Source organism: Brevundimonas sp. (genome assembly GCF_036676055.1).
Classification (GTDB): Bacteria; Pseudomonadota; Alphaproteobacteria; order Caulobacterales; family Caulobacteraceae; genus Brevundimonas.
On sequence record NZ_JAKFDS010000083.1, the window covers coordinates 21,842 to 40,134 of the forward strand.

At 70.0% G+C, this 18,293-nt stretch carries 13 protein-coding genes; 9 read left to right on the plus strand and 4 right to left on the minus strand.

Annotation, left to right across the window (positions count from 1 at the left end; all coding sequences use genetic code 11):
- The first annotated feature begins 5 nt into the window (after positions 1-5).
- Both V6M45_RS13540 and V6M45_RS13545 read left to right on the plus strand, forming a co-directional pair.
- Entirely contained in the window at positions 6-755 is a 750-nt protein-coding gene (locus V6M45_RS13540; RefSeq protein ID WP_332657061.1) for a creatininase family protein, read from the plus strand.
- Positions 756-781: 26 nt separating this feature from the next.
- A complete protein-coding gene (locus V6M45_RS13545; RefSeq protein ID WP_332657062.1) occupies positions 782-1,243 on the plus strand; it encodes a phasin family protein in 462 nt (153 codons plus the stop codon).
- Positions 1,244-1,248: 5 nt separating this feature from the next.
- Here V6M45_RS13545 and V6M45_RS13550 read toward each other — a convergent pair whose 3' ends face one another.
- Genes V6M45_RS13550 through V6M45_RS13560 form a run of 3 tightly spaced genes read right to left on the minus strand, consistent with a single transcriptional unit; the run spans position 1,249 to position 5,721 of the window.
- A complete protein-coding gene (locus V6M45_RS13550; protein WP_332657063.1) occupies positions 1,249-2,694 on the minus strand; it encodes an AMP nucleosidase in 1,446 nt (481 codons plus the stop codon).
- 46 nt (positions 2,695-2,740) lie between these two features.
- Positions 2,741-3,598, minus strand: coding sequence for an alpha/beta hydrolase (locus V6M45_RS13555; RefSeq protein ID WP_332657064.1), 858 nt, complete (start codon positions 3,596-3,598; stop codon positions 2,741-2,743).
- Between the two features lie 59 nt (positions 3,599-3,657).
- Positions 3,658-5,721: an AsmA family protein gene (locus tag V6M45_RS13560; RefSeq protein ID WP_332657065.1), complete on the minus strand. Its 2,064-nt coding sequence runs from the start codon at positions 5,719-5,721 to the stop codon at positions 3,658-3,660.
- A gap of 153 nt (positions 5,722-5,874) precedes the next feature.
- Here V6M45_RS13560 and V6M45_RS13565 point away from each other — a divergent pair, with 153 nt between their 5' ends.
- Entirely contained in the window at positions 5,875-6,195 is a 321-nt protein-coding gene (locus V6M45_RS13565; protein WP_332657066.1) for a hypothetical protein, read from the plus strand.
- Between the two features lie 67 nt (positions 6,196-6,262).
- Here V6M45_RS13565 and V6M45_RS13570 read toward each other — a convergent pair whose 3' ends face one another.
- Positions 6,263-8,374 (minus strand): S9 family peptidase, encoded by a 2,112-nt coding sequence (locus tag V6M45_RS13570; protein WP_332657067.1) that lies wholly within the window; start codon positions 8,372-8,374, stop codon positions 6,263-6,265.
- 136 nt (positions 8,375-8,510) lie between these two features.
- Here V6M45_RS13570 and V6M45_RS13575 point away from each other — a divergent pair, with 136 nt between their 5' ends.
- From V6M45_RS13575 to addA, 6 genes are read left to right on the plus strand one after another with little or no spacing between them, the layout of a single operon-like run.
- Positions 8,511-9,374: a GNAT family N-acetyltransferase gene (locus V6M45_RS13575; RefSeq protein ID WP_332657068.1), complete on the plus strand. Its 864-nt coding sequence runs from the start codon at positions 8,511-8,513 to the stop codon at positions 9,372-9,374.
- A gap of 7 nt (positions 9,375-9,381) precedes the next feature.
- Positions 9,382-9,840 (plus strand): tRNA (adenosine(37)-N6)-threonylcarbamoyltransferase complex ATPase subunit type 1 TsaE, encoded by a 459-nt coding sequence (tsaE, locus tag V6M45_RS13580; RefSeq protein WP_332657069.1) that lies wholly within the window; start codon positions 9,382-9,384, stop codon positions 9,838-9,840.
- Complete coding sequence (amgK, locus tag V6M45_RS13585; RefSeq protein ID WP_332657070.1) at positions 9,833-10,918, plus strand: N-acetylmuramate/N-acetylglucosamine kinase AmgK; 1,086 nt, start codon at positions 9,833-9,835, stop codon at positions 10,916-10,918. The genes tsaE and amgK overlap by 8 nt, the downstream gene beginning before the upstream one ends.
- Positions 10,915-11,643, plus strand: coding sequence for an N-acetylmuramate alpha-1-phosphate uridylyltransferase MurU (murU, locus tag V6M45_RS13590; RefSeq protein WP_332657071.1), 729 nt, complete (start codon positions 10,915-10,917; stop codon positions 11,641-11,643). Before amgK ends, murU begins: the two co-directional genes overlap by 4 nt.
- A complete protein-coding gene (gene addB, locus V6M45_RS13595) occupies positions 11,640-14,717 on the plus strand; it encodes a double-strand break repair protein AddB (RefSeq protein ID WP_332657072.1) in 3,078 nt (1,025 codons plus the stop codon). The genes murU and addB overlap by 4 nt, the downstream gene beginning before the upstream one ends.
- A complete protein-coding gene (addA, locus tag V6M45_RS13600) occupies positions 14,714-18,178 on the plus strand; it encodes a double-strand break repair helicase AddA (RefSeq protein WP_332657073.1) in 3,465 nt (1,154 codons plus the stop codon). Before addB ends, addA begins: the two co-directional genes overlap by 4 nt.
- Positions 18,179-18,293: the final 115 nt, after the last annotated feature.

The following is an 18,293-nucleotide window of genomic DNA, read 5'->3' on the forward strand; positions in this document are numbered from 1 at the left end:
TTCCCATGCTGATTCACCTGTCGTCCTGGCCCGAGATCGATGCGCGGCTGAAGACCGTGAAGACCGTGGTCGTCCCCATCGGCTCGAACGAGCAACACGGGCCGACCGGCCTGCTGGGCACCGACTGGCTGTGCCCCGAGATCATCGCCCACGCCGCCGAGAAGCAGGACGAACAGCTGGTCGTGGCCCCGACCTTCAACATCGGCATGGCCCAGCATCACCTGGCCTTCGCCGGCACCATCAGCCTGCGGCCCTCGACCTTCATGGCGGCGATCACCGACTGGGTCTCGTCGCTGAGCCGGCACGGCTTCGAGCGGATCTATTTCCTCAATGGCCATGGCGGCAACGTCGCGACCATCGAGGCGACCTTCGCCGAGATCTACGCCGACTGGTCCTTCGCCGAGGAACAGCCGCCCTTCGTTCTGAAGCTGAAGAACTGGTGGGACCTGCCCGGCGTGCACAGCCTGTGCACGAAGATGTTCCCGACTGGCCACGGTATGCACGCCACCCCCTCCGAGATCGCCGTCACCCAGGCCGCCTACCCCGACCGCATCAAGACCGCCGAACTGAACCCGAGGATCGCCCCGGTCGGTCCGATCCGCGACGCCCTCGACTACCGGGCCCGCTTCCCCGACGGCCGCATCGGCTCCGATCCGCTGCTGGCCAGCCCGGCGAAGGGTCAGGAGATCATCGACGCCGCCGTGCCGGCGCTGCTTAAGGACGTCGCCGACTTCGCGGCCGAGGTCTTGCCGTAAACACCATTGGCGCGCACGGTCGCCGTATGACACCGATCAAACAGGCGACCCGCACGGCCCTCGCCGGGCATGAATTGCTTCAGGCCTCGGGGGACGTCATCGCGCGTCGCCTCGAGATCGTCGCCGAGGCGGTGCGCGACCCGCTGAAGGCCGACTTGCGCGAAATGAGCCTGATGGGCTCGGAGAAGGTCGAGGCCCTGACCGCCTCGGCCAGCGCCGGCCTCAACGGCGCCATGAACCTGGCCGCGACCACAGCCGCCGTCGCCGCCCGCGAGACCGCGGCGGCGCAAGGGGCGTTCAATGCGGTCCTGACCGCCGGCACGCCGGTCGAGGCCGCCCTGGCCCAGGGCCGCTGGGCGACGGCCGCGATGGGCCGCGCCGTCAGCGACAGCTGGGCCCTCGGCTCCACGATGCTGAAGCTTCAGGCCGCTACCCTCGCCCCGATCCACGCCGCCGCCGTCGCCAATGCAAAGCGGCTGAAGAAGTAGGCTGCCTAGCGGAAGGGCGGCTCGTCGAAGGCCCGCAGCTTGCGCGAATGCAGGCGACTGCCCTCCGCTCGCAGCAGGTCGACCGCCTGGATGCCGATCTGCAGGTGTTCCGAGATCGAGCCCTCGTAGAAGCGGTTGGCCTGACCCGGCAGTTTGATCTCTCCGTGCAGCGGCCGGTCCGAGACGCACAGCAGGGTCCCATAGGGCACCCGGAAGCGATAGCCTTGGGCGGCGATGGTGGCGCTTTCCATGTCGATGGCGACGGCCCGGCTCTGGTTGAACCGCTGGGCCGATTTCGAATAGCGCAACTCCCAATTGCGGTCGTCGGTGGTCACCACCGTGCCGGTGCGCAGTCGCCGTTTGACCTCCTCGCCCGGGGCGCCGGAGACCATCTTGGCCGCGTCATAGAGGGCCCGCTGGACCTCGGCGATCGACGGGATGGGAATGTCCGGCGGCAGCACCGCGTCCAGCACATGGTCGTCGCGCAGATAGGCGTGGGCCAGGACGTAGTCGCCGATGATCTGGCTGTCGCGCAGGCCGCCACAGTGGCCGATCATCATCCAGGCGTGGGGCCGGGTGACGGCCAGGTGGTCGCAGATGGTCTTGGCGTTGGACGGGCCGACGCCGATGTTGACCAGGGTGATGCCGTTCCAGCCCGGCGCGGTCAGGTGGTAGGCCGGCATCTGGTGCTTCTTCCAGGCCGCATCCATGACCGCCTGCTCGGGATTAGGCGTGTCGCGGGTGATGATCACCCCGCCGGCGCAGGACAGGGTCTCATAGGGGCTTTCCGGATCGGCCAGCTGTTCGCAGGCCCAGCGCACGAACTCATCGACGTAGCGATTGTAGTTGGTGAACAGGATGTAGCTCTGCACATCCTCCACCGGCGTGCCGGTGTAGTGGCGCAGCCGGGCGAGGGAGAAGTCGGTGCGCAGGCCGTCGAACTGGGACAGCGGGAATTCCTCGCCGAGATCGAACAGCCCGTCCGAGATCTCGTCGCCGATGTGGGCCAGGTCGGTGGTCGGGAAGTAGCGCGCCACCGCGGCCGTCTGGCTGCGGTCCAGAGCGACGTCCGAACCGTCCATCACATAGGGGAAGGGGATCTCCTGGTCCGACGGGCCGACATCGAAGGTGGCGCCATAGTCCGCTTCGAGCAGGCCCAGTTGCTCGGTCAGATAGGGCCGGAACAGCTCGGGGCGCGTGATCGTGGTGGCGTAGACGCCAGGCCGCGACAGGCGGGCGTAGGCGCGACTGGCGAGGTTGGCGGGCCGGTCGCCGAACCAGCTGACCCGCAGCCGGGGATAGGAAAACAGGCCGCGCGCCCGGGCTTCAGGGTCCGGCCGTTCGCCGGTGGCGAGAAAGGTCCGCACCGCGCCGCGCAGGTTGGCGACGGCTTCGTCGTAGAGGGTTTCGAGGCGGTCCAGCGCCGCCTGTGCTGTCATCGTTTCTGTCATGGCCTCCGATACCGGATGAAGATGACAATGGCGAGGCTTGAGCACGTCAGGCCAGCTCACGCTGCAGGAAGGCGCTGACGTCGTCCAGCACCGGGGCCTTCTTGCGGAACAGCGGCGAGAAGGTCGCGATCAGGTCGGCGTGATTCAGGCCGGTGTAGAGAGTCGCCTCGCAACGCCCGCCGGCGGCGGTCATCCGCTCACACAGGATGGTCGTGTCCTCGGCATGGACCACCTCGTCGTCGGTCCCGTGGCCCAGCCACAACGGCGGGGCGTCGGCACGCACGAAAGTGACCGGCTGAGTCAGGGTCAGGTCGGGAGCGCGGCCGAAGGCGTTGATCGACGCCGGGACATCGAGCGGCAAGAATTCGTACGGCCCGGCCAGCCCCGCCGCCGCCTTGATCAGTCCCGGCGCGCCGGCGCCCTCCATGTAGCGCCGGTCCAGCGCGATCATCATCGCCAGATGGGCGCCCGCCGAATGGCCGAGAACGCCTAGCCGGGCCGGATCGCCGCCCCAGGTTCCGGCCAGCTCGGCCGCCCTCGCGGTCGCCGCCGCCGCGTCCTCGATGAAGCCGGGGAAATGGACGGTCGGGACGAGCCGGTAATCCGGCACTGCGACAACGAAGCCGCGCGCCGCCAGCGCATGGGCCGCCCAGCCGTAGTGGGCCCGCGAGCCCGAATCCCAGCCGCCGCCATAGAAGAAGACAAGCACCGGCCACGGCTTCGCCGCCGCCGCTGTCGGGCCCAGCAGGTCCATGCGCTGACGCGGATCGTCACCATAGGACAGGCCGCGAGCGAGCCGCCGGGCGCCGCCATCGCGGGGGCCGAGCGCGTTCAGCGCGGCCAGCGGCGAACAGGCGGAGGCCAGGGCGGCGGCGGCGGGAACCAGGAATCCTCTTCGGGTCATCGAATCTCGCATCCGGCGAACTGTCGCCAAGATACGCACGAAGCGCGGTTTCGGCTCAATTACCTCGCCGAGGAGATCAGGGCGCCGCAGTTGGCGTCTTCGGCGAGACCCGGATCGACAAAGGCGGCCAGGGCCGCGAACGGATTGACCAAGGCTCCCAGAATGGCGCCGACGCCGACCTGGGCCGCCACCGCGCCGCGGTCAATATCCACCTTGGGCCCGGTCAGGGGCCCCTGCACCAGAATAGGGGCCCACAACCGGACCAGACGCGGCTCCTTGGTCTCGCCGTCGATGCGCAGGTTGATGGTCTCGGCCCCGAGATCGATCGTGCCGCTGCCCCGGGCCAGGACCGGGGTGGTGTCGACGACGAAGGTCTTCGCCGTGGCAGTTCCGCCGCTGACCGTGAAATCGGCCACGGCGCAGCGGATCTCGGCCGTCGAGGCGTCGTCGAGCTTGAACAGTCCGGCGAGCACGTGGACCCCCATCAGTTCGGCGAAGGCGGCGCGCATCCGGCCTTGCGGGACGACCAGGCTGATCGTTCCCTTCGAGCCGGCGGCGAAGTCGTGGATGGAGGCCCCCGATCCTTCCAGCCGCGCCCGTCCCAGCGCCCGTCCCGTCACCGTGGGAACCCCGTTGCGGGCGGGAATGATCGATTCCAGCGGATAGCCGCGCAGACGGAAGTCGACGGCGCTGTAGGGCGTGTCGCGGGTCGCGTTGATCTTCGCCGTGCCGCGCAGTTCACCGCGGTTGAAGGCGAAGGCCACCGGATCGAGGTTGAGGATGCCGCTCTTGAGGTCCGCCCCGATGTCGACCTGGCGGACATCCAGATCGTTTCTCTTGACCCGCGCCGCCTTGAAACGCAGCGTCCCGTCCATCACCCGCAGACGATCGACATTCAGTGGGGCGTCGGGCAGCAGGCGCCCGGGGGCGCCAGAGCTCACCACCGTGTCCCCGCTGGACGTGACCCGGGGCTTCGCCCCCAGCACCGCCATCAGGTCGTCGATATCGAGAAGGCGGGAGCGAAGGTCGGCCTCGACGCGGAGTCGGTCATCGACCCTGTTCACCAGCACGTCCCCCGCCAGATCAGACGAGCCGACGCGACCGCTGAAGTCGGCGAAGGTGAATTTGGCGTTGTCCCGCGTCAGCTTGCCGGTGAGGCGATACGGCGGGGTGTTGGGCGTGGTGATGCCGGTCAACAGATAGATGTCGGCCAGATCCCGCCCCTGCATGCGCAGGGTGGCGTTGAAATGGCCAAGGTCGAAGGGCCGGGTGATCGACCCGTCGGCGATCAGCCGCGTGCCGACGCCCGCGATCTCTCCCTGAAAGGTGTACGGCCGGTTGCGCCGGATGTTGATGAAGGGGCCGCCGCGGACCATCACGGTCAGCGGCGTGCCGTTGACCGTGCCCCTGCCGTCCAGATGGAAGCCGGCCTGCTCGTCCGAGCCCTCCCGGGCGTTGATCGTTGCCTCGAGCTTGATGTTGCGGCCCTGTTCGTCGAGCGTGATCTGGCCGTCCTGGATCAACAGCCTGTTGATTGGCGGCAGTTTCAGCCCTCGGCCGTCATCGGGCGCATCCGGGTCGAGCCGCCAGCTCTGTCGGCCGTCCTCGGTCGAGATCAGCACCGCACGCGGGCGGGTCACCGCAACCAGCGGCATTTCCAGATGCCCGCCCAGAAGGGCCCGGAGCCGCACCGAGGCGCGCAGGTCCTCGACCGTCAGCGTGTCCCGCTCCAGCGCCCAGTCAGGGCCGCCGATACGCAGGCCACGCGCATGGGCGGAGGGGGTCCAGCTGAACAGATTGACGTCGAGGTCGCCGTTGAGCTGGATTTCCCGATCATATTCCGCCGACGCCCAGCGGCCGATTGGACCGCGCAGCATGTTCCAGTCGAACAACAGCAAAAACAGTACGATGGCGGCGATCAGCACCAGGGTGATGCTCGCGGCGATCTTCTCGGGCAGGGCCGGGCGGCGGGCCGCCGCATAGAGCGGATCGTTGGCCACGACCCAGTCGCGCCATGCGCGCGCGCGGACGCCGGCCGGGACCAGCGCCCGATCCCTCACGACCAGCCAGTTCGGGTTGTCTTTCAGCGGGTTGCGCAAAGCGTAGACTCCGTCGGAGCTCACTCAACGCGCGAACGGGACGAAAGGCGCAGCCGGGGCCGCAGCCCCGATTGTAAAATTTCATACTTCGAACTGTCGTATAATATTTACATTGCGGGAGATCGGCGCATCATTCGCACTTGGACCTGAGCCGTTTCAGGCGATCTGGAGGTTCCCATGCGCACCATCCGCACCTTTTTCGCCGTGGGTCTGGCGGCTGGCGTCGCCCTTTCGGCGGCCAGCCCGACAGCGGCGCTCAACCAGCGCAAGGCGAGCGACGCGCGTCAGACCAATCGGGCTGTGATGATCTGCGATACGGATGCGGCGACCCGAAGGGCCTTCACCCGCGAGCACGGCGCGGCGCCGGTCTTCATCACCGCCGAAGAGGCGATGCGGGTCCGGCCCTCCGACCCGGCCTGGTCCGCCCCGCGCTGCATCACCGAACGTGAACACGCCCGGCTGCGCGACGCCACCACCGCCCAGGCGCGCGTTCCCTGATCCACGCCTGATGTGAAAAGGGCGCTTCCGGCCGGAAGCGCCCTTTGCTGTCCGCCTGAACCCGGCCCTACTCCGCCGGCTTCAGATGCTTGTCCAGCCAGCCGAACACCTCGGTGTGCCACTGCAGGCTGTTGGCGGGCTTCAGCACCCAGTGGTTCTCGTCCGGGAAGACGACCAACCGGCTCTCGATGCCGCGCCGCTGCAAGGCGGTGAAGGTAGAGAGGCTCTGGGCCGTAGGGATGCGGAAGTCGCGGTCGCCTTGGACCACCAGCATCGGATCACGCCAGTTCTGCACGTGATTGGCGGGGTTGAACTGCTGATAGCCCCGCGGATTCTCCCAGGGCGTTCCGCCGTACTCCCACTCGGTGAACCACAGCTCCTCGGTCGAATAGCCCATGCCGAAGGTGTCGAAGACGCCATCGTGATTGACCAGGCAGTCAAACTCGCCCGGCCAGTTGCCGGCGATCCAGTTGATCATATAGCCGCCGTAGGAGGCGCCGAGGGCGCAGGCGTTGTCCCCGTCGAGGAAGGGGTAGGCCTGTTGGGCGTGGGCCCAGCCCTTCTGCAGGTCCTCCAGCGGGCGGTCGCCCCAGTGCTGGCTGATCGCGTCGGTGAAGGCCTGGCCGTAGCCGGTCGAGCCGTGGAAGTCGATCATCACCACCGCATAGCCGGCCCCGGCGTAGGTCGAGGGATTCCAGCGGTATGACCAGCTATTGCCGAACGAGCCCTGCGGTCCGCCGTGGATCAGGAAGGCGACCGGATATTTCCGCCCCTCAACGTAGTTGGCCGGCTTGATGACATAGCCGTGCACCGTCTCGCCGTTCCAGCCTTCGAAGGAGAACTGCTCCGCCTCGCCGAACGCCTTGTCGTCGAGTTGCGGGTTCACGTTGGTGATGCGGCGCGGCATCTCGCGACCGAGGAAGGTCTTCACATACAGCTCGCTCGGCCGGGTCAGGGAATCTTGGGCGAAGACGAAGCCCGAAGGCGTCTGCTGGAAGGCCGACACGTGGCCGGGTCCGGTCACCGGCGTGACCACCCCATTGCGCGTGTCGATCGAAAAGATCCGGGTCTGGCCGACGTCTCCGGCAGTGGCGTAGAGGGTGTTCCCGTCACGCGACCATTGCAGGCTGTCGGCCGACCGGTCCCAGTTGGCCGCGATCTGCCGCACCTGACCCGTGTCCATGTCGCGCAGGAAGATGGCGTACTTGTCAGCCTCGAAGCCCGGACGCGCCATGGCTCGGTAGGCCAAGGTTCGGCCGTCCGGCGAAAACACCGGGCCGGTGTCCCAGGCGTCGTTGTCGTCCGTCAGGTTCTCAAACGTGCCGTCGCCGCTCAGGCCGTTGGTCCGCCAGAGGTCGAAATTGGTGCTCCATGGCTCGCTCTGGCCGGCCAGCCGGGCCGAAAACACCACCGCATCGCCGTCAGGCGTGAAAGTGAACTCGCCCTCGTCGCCGAACGGCTTGGACGGGGTGTCGCCGTCAAAACCCTTCGTCACCCAGACCGGATCGCCCGAGCCATCGGTGTTGACCACGAAGAGATGATTCTGGGTTCCGTCGTTCCAGGTGTCCCAGTGGCGCACGAACATGCGGTCGTAGACTTGGCCGGTGCTCTTGCGGTCTCCCTCGGCCTTCTGGCGATCCACAGTGCAGGTCAGGTCAGCGCATGACGGGTAAACCGACAGGGACACCACCACCTTGCCGGCGTCGCGGCTCAGCCGGTAGGCGTTGACGTCGAGCGGCAGGTCGGTGACCTGGACCGGTGCGGTCCCGTCGGCGTCGGCGCGCCAGACCTGGCTGGAGCCCGATCGGCCCGACAGGAAATACAGCTTGCCATCCGATCCCCAGCGCGCCGTGTTGACGCCGCCCTCGCTGATCGCCAACCGTCGGCCCTCGCCGGGGTCCTGCAAGTCCATGACGTACAGCGACCCCGCGCGCCGGTTGGCCTCCACGTCGGTCGCGGTCACCGAATAGACCACCCAGCGTCCGTCCGGGGACACCTGTGGATCGCCGAGCCGGTTGGCGCTGATCATGTCGCGATAGTTGAACGCCTCGGCGGCCTGGGCGGGAGCGGTCGCGGCCGCAGGCGGCGCGGCGGGCGCTTCCGCCAGGGCAGGCAGGGCGGCGCCGGCGAGCAGGGCGACGGCGCTGAGGCCGGTCAGGAGGCGGGTCACGGACATCATGCGCTTGGGTCCTCGGCGTTATGTGTTTTCAGGCGCGAAGGGGTGGCGCCGCGGGAGCCGCGCGTCAATGCCGCCCCGCTCGCGCGCGTGTCTCCCGGCTTGCGGAGCGTCCCGGGACCGGCGACAACCGGGGCCCATGACCGCCGCCGCCCTGACCCCGCCCGGAACCCGCGAGCCGCACATCTGCGATGTGCTGATTGCCGAGCGCGCGCCCCGGCTGACGCGATCGGCGGCGTGGCCGCTGGCCCGGCCGTTTCTCTACAAACTGCTGAACTACCGGCATGCCGTCCGGATGGCGGACGCGGTGCGGCCGCTCTCGGGAGCCGAGGCGCTCGACTATATGAGCGACCTGCTGGACCTGAAGGTTTCGGTGATGAACCCCGACCGGATTCCGTCGACGGGCCGCTGCATCGTCGTCGCCAATCATCCGACCGGGATCGCCGACGGCATCGCGGTGTTCGACGCCATCCGGGCGCGCCGCCAGGACGCGGTCTTCTTCGCCAACGCCGACGCCCTGCGCGTCTCGCCCCGACTGGGCGAGACCGTCATCCCGGTCGAGTGGGTGGTCGAAAAGCGCACCCGGGAAAAGACCCGGGCCACCTTGTTGGCGGCGAAACAGGCCTTCGAGAGCGAGCGCTGTCTCGTCATGTTCCCCGCCGGCCGACTGGCGCGTGTGGCGCGGGACGGTTCGGTGACCGATCCCGACTGGGCCCCGACCGCCGCCTCGCTGGCGCGGCGGCACGACGCCCCGATCGTGCCGATCCACGTGGCCGGACCGCACTCGCGCCTGTTCCACATGTTCGACCGGGTGTCGCAGGAGTTGCGCGACGTGACCCTGTTCCACGAGTTGCTGAACAAGAAACGCAAGCGGTTCTTCCTCAAGGTCGGAAAACCGATCCCGCCAGCGCGGCTCGATATCGACGCGGCGCGCGCCACCTACGCCCTCAAGGCCTTTACGGAACGGGTGCTGCCCAGCCAGCCGGACGCCGATTTTGCCTGAGCCGGAGTTGACTCTGGCGCTGAAGGACTCCGACGCCACCGCGCGTCTGGGGGCGAGCATCGCGCCGCTGCTGGCGCCGGGCGAGACCGTGCTGCTGTACGGCCCGCTGGGCATGGGCAAGTCGACCCTGGCGCGGGGCCTGATCCGCGCCCTGACCCGCCCCGACGAGGACGTGCCTTCGCCGACCTTCACCCTCGTGCAGTTCTACGACAGCGAGCCGCCAGTCGCGCATTTCGACCTCTACCGCCTGACCCGGGCGGAAGAGGCGGTCGAGATCGGGCTTGATGAAGCCCTGGACGAGGGGTGCGCCGTGATCGAATGGCCCGAGCGGCTGGGCGACGACCCGTCCGCGTGGCTCGGGCCCGACCGGCTGATCGTATCCCTGTCCGAAGACGGCCCGGGCCGCGTTGCGACCGTTTCCGGCGCAGGGGCGTGGGAAAGCAAGCTGAAGGACCTCCATGTCTGACCGCGAACAACAGCGCCTCGACTTCCTCGCGGCCGCCGGCCTCGGCGAGGCGGCTCGCGCGCCCCTCCCCGGGGACGCCTCGACCCGGCGTTACGAGCGGCTGACCACGGCGGCAGGAACGACTCTGATGCTGATGGACCAGGCGCCCGCGGCGGAGTCCCAACCCTGTGACCCGTCGTGGTCTCCCGAGCGCCGCAGAACTGAGGGCTGGAACGCGGTGGCCCGCCTGTCCGCCGGCCGGATCGAGGCCTTCGCGGCGGTCGCCGCCCATCTGCGCTCGCTCGGCCTGTCGGCGCCGGAGATCGTCGCCGTCGACGCCGCCGCCGGCCTCGCCGTGCTGGAAGACTTCGGCGACAACCTGTTCGCCCGGGTCATCGAGGCGGGCGAGGCCGAGGAACCGCTGTATCTCGCGGCCGTCGAGGCCTTGGCCGTCCTGCACGAGACGGGAACGCCGGAGGTCCTGACCGGCGCGGCCGGCGACTGGCCGCTGCAGACCTATGACGCAGTAGCGCTGAAAGGCGGGGCGGACCTGTTCGTCGAATGGATGCCCCGGTTCAACCCGGCCCTGGTCTTCACCGATCAGGCGCTGGCCGAATGGGACGCCGCCTGGGCGCCGCTGGTCGAGGATGCGGAGCGGCTGGCCTCGGTCGTGGCTCACCGGGACTATCACGCTGAGAACCTGATCTGGCTGCCCGACCGGACCGGGGCGGCCCGGGTGGGCATGATTGACTTTCAGGACGCCGTGCGGGCCCACCCGTCGTGGGATCTGCACTCGCTGTTGCAGGACGCCCGGCGCGATGTGTCGTCGACGCTGGAGGCGAAGGCGCTCGATCACTATTTCAGCCTTCGCCCGACCATCGACCGGGAGGCGTTCATGCGGTCATATGCGGCCCTCGCGGCCCTGAACGAGGCGCGGATTCTGGGCGTCTTCGCCCGCCTTGTCGTGCGCGACGGCAAGCCCCGCTATCGCGCCTTCATGCCCCGCATGTGGGACCACCTCGAACGCAATCTCCCGCGGGCGGGAGAGGCAGTTCGGGCGTGGTTCGACACCTGGGTCCCGGCGGAGTTGCGTCGATGACAGCGCCCACGACCGCCATGGTGCTGGCCGCGGGGCTCGGCACCCGCATGCGGCCGCTGACCGACGACCGGCCCAAGGCGCTGGTCGAGGTGGCGGGACGGCCGCTGATCGATCACGTGCTGGACCGGCTGGCCGAGGCGGGGGTCGAGCGGGCGGTGGTCAACGTCCACTGGTTCGCCGACCGGCTGGAGCGGCATCTGGCGGCCCGCGGCCGCGGGCCAGCCGTCGTCATCTCCGACGAGCGCGCCGAACTTCTGGAAACCGGCGGCGGGCTGAAGAAGGCGGCGCCGCTGCTGGGCCCCGACCCTGTGTTCGTGGCCAATATCGACAGCGTCTGGACCGACAATGGCCGCGAGGGGAATTCGGCCCTGAATCAACTCGCGCGCCTGTGGAATCCATCAATCATGGACGCAGCCCTGCTGCTCGCCCGGCGCGAGGGATCCATCGGGTTCGAGGGCGGCGGCGACTTTTTCCTCGCCGGGGACGGCCGCCTGATCTTCCGCGGCGACGCTGCCGAGGCCCCTTTCGCCTACATGGGCGTCCACATCTGCCGCCCCGACTACGTCGCTGGCGGGCCGGACGGTCCGTTCTCGCTCAGCGGCCTGTGGCGCAGGTCGGCCGCCGCGGGCCGGCTGTTCGGCTGCGTGCTGGATGGCGACTGGATGCACGTCGGCGACCCACAGGCGCGCGACGAGGCCGAGGCCAGACTGGCCGGGGCGGGATGACGGCCCGGTTCGACCCGTTCGCGCCTTCCGGACCGCGCTGGTACGCCATCGAGGCGCGCCGCCCCTTCCTCGAGGACCTCGCCGCCGGGGTGCTCGACTGGCTCGGCGAACACCCGCCGGAGGCCCTGTCCGACGCCGTCATCCTGCTGCCCAACCGTCGCTCCGCGCGCGCGTTCACCAGCGCCCTGACCAAGCTCGCCGGCGACCGGCCGGTTCTGCTGCCGCAGGTCCGGCCGCTGGGCGATCTCGAGGAGGACGAGCCGCCGTTCGCGCCCGGCGAGCTGGGCCTCGACCTGCCGCCGGCCATCGCCCCCCTGACCCGCCGTTTCGAGATGGCGCGGATGATCGTCGAGGATTTCCGTCCCGGTCTCGCCCCGCTGCGAGCCCTGGAGTTGGCTGACGCGCTGGGTGGCTTCCTCGACTCCTGCCAGCTGGAAGAGATCACGGACCTGCAGCGGGTGGCCACCCTGGTAGAGGGCGACCTGGCCGAGCACTGGCAGGAGTCGGCGCGCTTCCTCGGTCTCGCCGTCGAGGCGTGGCCGAAACGGCTGGCGGCCCTGGGGCTGGTCGACCCGGCCTGGCGCCGTGCCAGGCTCCTGCGCCTGCTCGCCGACGCCTGGAGCGAACGGCCGCCGACCCAGCCGGTCATCGCCGCCGGCTCGACCGGCACAGCCCCCGCCGCCGCCGATGTCCTCGCCGCCGTGGCCAATGCGCCGCAAGGCTGCGTCGTCCTGCCTGGCCTCGACCGCGACCTCGATCCGGCCGTCTGGTCCCAGCTGAGGGACAACGAACAGCACCCCCAGAATGCCCTGTGGCGTCTGCTCGACCGGCACGAGGTGGAGCGCGAGGCCGTGCGGACGTGGTTCGAACCGGCCATCGATCCCGCCGCCGGGACACGCGGCCGCGCGCGACAACGACTGCTCAACGAGGCGCTGCGCCCGGCCGAGGCCACCGACGACTGGCGGGCCCTGATCCGCGACCTGCGCGCTGACGCTTTCAGCACCCGCTCCGCCGACCCGATCGCGCAAGGTCTGGAAGGGCTTTCGGTGATCACCGTCCAGGCCGAGGAAGACGCTGCCGCGACCCTGGCCCTGATGATGCGCGAGACGCTGGAAACCCCCGGCCGCACCTGCGCCCTCGTCACTCCCGACCTGGCGCTGGGCCGCCGCGTCGCCGCCCGTCTGGAACGCTGGGGCGTGGTCGCCGACAATTCCTCGGGTCAGCCGCTGTCGCGCATGCCGGCGGGCCGTCTGGTCGAGCTCGCCGCCCGCTTCATCGCCACGCCGCTCGACCCACACGTCCTGCTCGGCCTGCTCAAACACCCGTTGGTCCGTCTCGACCTCGAAGACGCGGACCCCGCAACGGCGATCAAGGCGCTGGAGGAGCACGCCCTGCGCGGACCGCGCCTGCGGGACTGGGCCCGGGCTCGTCGGACTCTGCTCAAGGCCAGCGAACCGCGCGACGATGGCCGCCCGCGCTCGACGGGCACGGTCGAGCGGGTCGCCGCCGCCCGCGCCCTGCTCAACCGGCTGGAGCGGCTGTCCGACACCGCCCGCGCGCCCTTCGTCCCTGAGGCGCCGCTGGACGCCGCCGCCCGCGCCCTGACGCAGCTGATCGAGATGTTGGCAGGCCAGAACGCCTGGGCCGGCCCCGACGGCGAGGCCGCCGCTGCGCTTCTGGCCGGATTGATCGACGGCGGCGCTGCGCTGGGCGAGGTCTCGCGAGCTGATTTCGCCGAACTGGTCCGCACCCTGCTGACTGAGGAGACGGTGCGTACCGGCGGGGCCAATCAGCCGCGCCTGCGCATTCTCGGCGCCATCGAGGCCCGGCTGGTGCGCGCCGACCGGATGATCCTGGCCGGGCTGGAGGAGAGCGTCTGGCCCAACGCCGCCCCGACCGATCCCTTCCTGTCTCGGCCGATGCGCAAGGCCCTCGGCCTGCCGCCACCCGAGCGCCGCCTCGGCCAGACCGCGCAGGATTTCGTCCAGGCCGCCTGCGCCGACGAGGCCATATTGGTCCATTCCGAACGGCGCGGCGGCCAGCCGGCGGTCAAGTCGCGCTGGCTGTGGCGACTGGAGATGTTGACGCGGGGCGCGAACGCCGAAAACACGCCGGTCGAGCTGGTGCGGCCGTCGCGCCATCTCGATCAGGCCCGGGCGCTGGACGCCCCGGCGCACGCTGCGCCCGACTACGCCCGCCGCCCGGCGCCGCGACCGCCGGTCGAACGTCGCCCGCGCGAGTTGCCGGTCACCGGGGTCGAGCGCTGGGTGCGCGATCCCTACGCTATCTACGCCCGCTATGTCCTGAATCTGAGACAGATGGACCGCCCCGGTCAGTCGGCCGAGGCGATGGCGCGCGGCAACGCCGTGCACAAGGCGGTCGAGCGGCTGACCGTGTCCTGGCCCGAGGTGCTGCCGGAGGACTGCGCCGACCAGCTGGAGACCCTGCTGCTGGAGGAATTGGGCCACCACGGCTTCGAGGACGCGGCCATGGCGCGCGAGGCCCCGCTAGCCCGCAACTGCGCCCGCTGGCTGTCAGGCTGGGAGGCGGAACGGCGCGCGCGCAAGGTCGAAATCCGGGTCGAGGAAAAGGTCGAGATGTGGGTGCCCGCCCCGGCCGGGCCGTTCAAACTGACGGCCAAGGCCGACCGCATCGAGCTGTCGGCCACGGGCGCGGCGGTCCTCGACTTCAAGACCGGCTCCATCCCGTCGGCGAAACAGGTGAAGTCCGGCTTCTCGCCCCAGTTGACCCTGACCGGCGCCATCCTCGCCGGAGCGGGGCTGGCCGATATCGGCCCCATCCCGCCCGAGGAGCTGACCTATGTCCGGGTGGTGGGGCGCAAGGTTCCCGGCCAGGCCGCGGTGCGCGCCCTCGGCGAGGAGGCCGTAGCCCTGTCCGAGGCGGCGCTGGAGGGGCTGAAGACCCGCATCGCCCGCTTCGACGACCCCGACACCCCCTATCTGTCGTGGGTAGCGCCGCAGTTCATGGGCTCGTTCGGGGGCAACTACGACCACCTCGCCCGGGTCTGGGAGTGGCATGTGGTGGGCGGAGAAGGCGGCGGAGACGCGGAATGAGCGCCCGCATCCTGCCCGACCCGCGCCAGATCGCCGCCGCCGATCCGCGCCGCTCGGTGTTCGTCACCGCCAACGCCGGCTCCGGAAAGACCTCGACCCTCGTCGACCGCGTGGCCCGCCTGCTGCTGGAGGAGGTCCAGCCGGGCGAGATCCTTTGTGTCACCTACACCAAGGCCGCCGCCGCCGAGATGCAGGCGCGGCTGTTCGACCGACTCGGCGCTTGGGCGGTGATGGACGACGCCGAGTTGGCGCGGTCGCTGGCCGACCTCGACAGCCGCGACCCGGCGACCCTGTCGGGCCCCGATCTGTCGAAGGCCCGCCGCCTGTTCGCCAAGGCGCTGGAAACGCCGGGGGGGCTGAAGATCCAGACCATCCACGCCTTCTGCGAAAAGCTGTTGCGCCGTTTTCCGATCGAGGCCGACGTCACCCCCGGCTTTACGGTGCTGGAGAACGAGGCGGCGCTGGCCCTGTCGCACGAGGCGAGGGACGCGCTGGCCCGCATGGCGCTCACCGACCCGGAGGGACGGGTGGGCGAGGCGTACAGCCATTTCGCGGTCGAGCTGGACTGGGGCGCCTTCCAGTCGCTGCTGGCCATGGTCGAGGCCGACCGCGCCAAGCTGACCGACTACACCGCCCGTGTCGCTGATGGCCGAGCCCCGGGCCCACACAAGCTTGTCGGCGCCCACCCGGACGAAACGCCGGAGTCGATCGAGGCGGACTTCATGCGCTGGCTCGATCGCGACCAGTGGCTGGAGACGGCCGCCGCCATGGCGACCGGCTCGGTCAACGACCAGAAATGCGCCGACCGGATGCGCGCGGCGGCGTGGACATTCGCCGGCCTCGGCGAGGTCTTCCTGACCGGCGGCGAACCGCGCAAATCCATGGCCACGGCCAAGGCCCCGCCGGCGGCCGGCGCCGCCCTGGCCGATCTGCAGCTCAAATACCTGTCGGCGCTCGAGACGATGCGGAAGGCGCGCGTGGCAGCCGACACCGTCCACGTCCTGACCCTGGCCGAGGCCCACGCCCGACTCTACGATCAGGCCAAGGCGGCGAAGGGCGCGCTCGACTTCGGCGATCTGGTCGCCCGCACCGTCGATCTGCTGACTGAAAAGGCCTCCGCCGCCTGGGTGCTGTACAAACTGGACGGCGGCATCGAGCACGTGCTTGTCGATGAGGCCCAGGACACCGCACCCCAGCAATGGGACATCCTGCGCGCCCTGACCGAGGGCTTCTTCGCCGGCGAGGGCAGCCAGCGTTTCACGCCGATCCCGGCCTCGGGCTGCAGGCTGGACCGCACCGTCTTCGCGGTCGGCGACGAGAAACAGTCGATCTACTCCTTCCAGGGGGCCCGGCCCGAGCGGCTGCGTCAGGAGGCGCACCGCTATGACGCGCTGGTCACCGGCGCCGGGGCCCGGTTCCAGGGCGTCGAACTGGCCACCTCCTTCCGCTCGACGCCGGAGGTGCTGAAATTCGTCGACGCCGTGTTCGAGGGTCCCGAACGCACCGCCGCCCTCGTCGGCGAGCAGATCGCCGCCATCCCGCCGCACCTGGCCAAACGCGAAGGCCAGCGGGGAAGCATCGACCTGTGGCCCCTGTTCGAGGACATCAAGCCGCCTGAGCCCGACGTCTGGGACCCGGTCGATCAGGAGCCCGGCACGAGCGGCCGCAAACAGCTGGCCGCCCGGCTCGCCGCCGAGATCCGGTGTCAGGTCGAGACCGGCGAGGCGGTGTACGACCGCAAGTCGCGCGAACAACGCCCCTGCGGCTATGGTGATTTCCTGATCCTCGTGCGCCGCCGCGACGCCACCTTCGAGGAGATCATCCGGGCCCTGAAGACCGCCGGCGTGCCGGTGGCCGGGGCCGACCGGCTGAAGCTGTCCTCGCACATCGTCTTCGACGACCTTATCGCCCTCGCCCGCTTCGCCCTGTTTCCCGACGACGACCTCAGCCTCGCCGGGGTCCTGCGCAGCCCGTTCTGCGACGTCGCCGAGGACAGCCTGTTCGCCCTCGCCGGCGGGAAGGACCGCAAGAAGCTTTGGCGCGAGTTGCGCGAACGGGCGGGGGAGAGGCCGGAATGGTCGCACGCCCGGGACCTGCTGGCCTTCGCCCTCGACAGCCGCGATCGCGACCCCTTCGCCTTCTTCTCCGGCCTGCTCAACCGCGTCGACGGCCTGGGATTGTCGGGCCGGGCCCGCGTCCTGCGCCGTCTGGGTCGCGAGGCCGAAGAGGCCATCGACGAGACCCTCAACCAGGTGCTCGCGGCCGAGGATCGGGGCGGCGTCGACCTCGAAACCTGCCTCGCCCTGCTGGAGGCCGCCGACGTCGAGGTAAGGCGGGAGCTGGAGGGTCCCCGCGGCGAGGTGCGGGTCATGACCGTGCACGGGGCCAAGGGGCTGGAGGCGCCCATCGTCATCCTTCCCGACACCACTTCCCGCGCCAAGGCGCAGGGGCCGTCCCTGATGCCGGTGACACTGGAAGACGGCTCGGAGGCCTGGCTGATGTGCCCCGGCTCGGCGAAGGAGGACTGCGAGGCCTCGAAGGCTGCGCGGGAGGCCCGCCGGGCGCGCACCGACGCCGAGACCTTGCGCCTGCTCTATGTCGCCCTCACCCGGGCCCGCGACCGGCTGATCCTGTTGGGCCGGGCGTGCGGAAATTCGAAGCTCGGCTATGACGAGCGCAGCTGGTGGGACGTCCTGACCGAGGCCTTCGACCGGCTCGGGGACGAGGTCCGGGATGTCGCCGACGGCGTCCGGCGGTACGGCGCCGACCCAGCCCGGCTCCCGCCCGGCCGCGCCGATGCTACGACGGGAACCGCCCTGCCCGCCTGGGCCAGTTCGCCGCCCGCGTCCGACCGAGGCGCCCGCTACGCCGCGCCGTCGCAGATGGAGGGGACGATCCGCATCCCCGCCCCCTCGCCGCTGGCGACCGCCCCCGGGCCGGGGGCGCCGCTTGGACGGTTCCGGCGCGGCGACCTGATCCACCGGCTGCTGGAGCGCCTGCCCGACCTTGACCCGACAGAGCGCACCGCCGCCGCCGCCCGCCTGCTATCCCGGGAACGGGACTTGGCTGACGCGCAGCGCGCCGAAATGATCGCCGCAGCCCTCTCCGTACTGGACGACGCCCGCTTCGCCCCGGTGTTCGGGCCCGGCTCACGCGCCGAGATCGCCTTGTCGGGTGGGGCTCCAGAGCTTCCGCCGGGCATCGCCGTCTCGGGCCGCATCGACCGGTTGGTGATCACGCCCGAACGCGTGTTGGTGATCGATTACAAGACCAATCGTCCGGCCCCGGATCGCATAGAGGACGCAGACCCGGCCTATGTGCTGCAGCTGGCGGTCTATGCCGCAGTTCTCAGGCGGCTGTATCCGGATCGGCCGGTCGAGGCGGCCCTGGTCTGGACCGATGGACCGAAGCTGATGCCGGTCCCACAGGCGCTGATGGACGCCGCCCTCTCCGCCGCTTGATCGAGACTGTGCGTTGATTTGATCGCCGACGCGCCCCACATCGCTTCCGAAGGGCCGGAATCATCGCATGATGGCCGGCTGAATTCGAACCGCGTCCCTCGGGGCGCCAAGGAGA

Bases quoted from the DNA above. Each gene is read 5' to 3' on its own strand.
- murU (WP_332657071.1), top strand. From the start codon at position 10,915: ATGACAGCGCCCACGACCGCCATGGTGCTGGCCGCGGGGCTCGGCACC.
- V6M45_RS13565 (WP_332657066.1), top strand. From the start codon at position 5,875: ATGCGCACCATCCGCACCTTTTTCGCCGTGGGTCTGGCGGCTGGCGTC.
- addB (WP_332657072.1), top strand. From the start codon at position 11,640: ATGACGGCCCGGTTCGACCCGTTCGCGCCTTCCGGACCGCGCTGGTAC.
- V6M45_RS13555 (WP_332657064.1), bottom strand. From the start codon at position 3,598: ATGACCCGAAGAGGATTCCTGGTTCCCGCCGCCGCCGCCCTGGCCTCC.
- addA (WP_332657073.1), top strand. From the start codon at position 14,714: ATGAGCGCCCGCATCCTGCCCGACCCGCGCCAGATCGCCGCCGCCGAT.
- amgK (WP_332657070.1), top strand. From the start codon at position 9,833: ATGTCTGACCGCGAACAACAGCGCCTCGACTTCCTCGCGGCCGCCGGC.
- V6M45_RS13570 (WP_332657067.1), bottom strand. From the start codon at position 8,374: ATGATGTCCGTGACCCGCCTCCTGACCGGCCTCAGCGCCGTCGCCCTG.
- V6M45_RS13545 (WP_332657062.1), top strand. From the start codon at position 782: ATGACACCGATCAAACAGGCGACCCGCACGGCCCTCGCCGGGCATGAA.
- V6M45_RS13550 (WP_332657063.1), bottom strand. From the start codon at position 2,694: ATGACAGAAACGATGACAGCACAGGCGGCGCTGGACCGCCTCGAAACC.
- V6M45_RS13575 (WP_332657068.1), top strand. From the start codon at position 8,511: ATGACCGCCGCCGCCCTGACCCCGCCCGGAACCCGCGAGCCGCACATC.
- V6M45_RS13540 (WP_332657061.1), top strand. From the start codon at position 6: ATGCTGATTCACCTGTCGTCCTGGCCCGAGATCGATGCGCGGCTGAAG.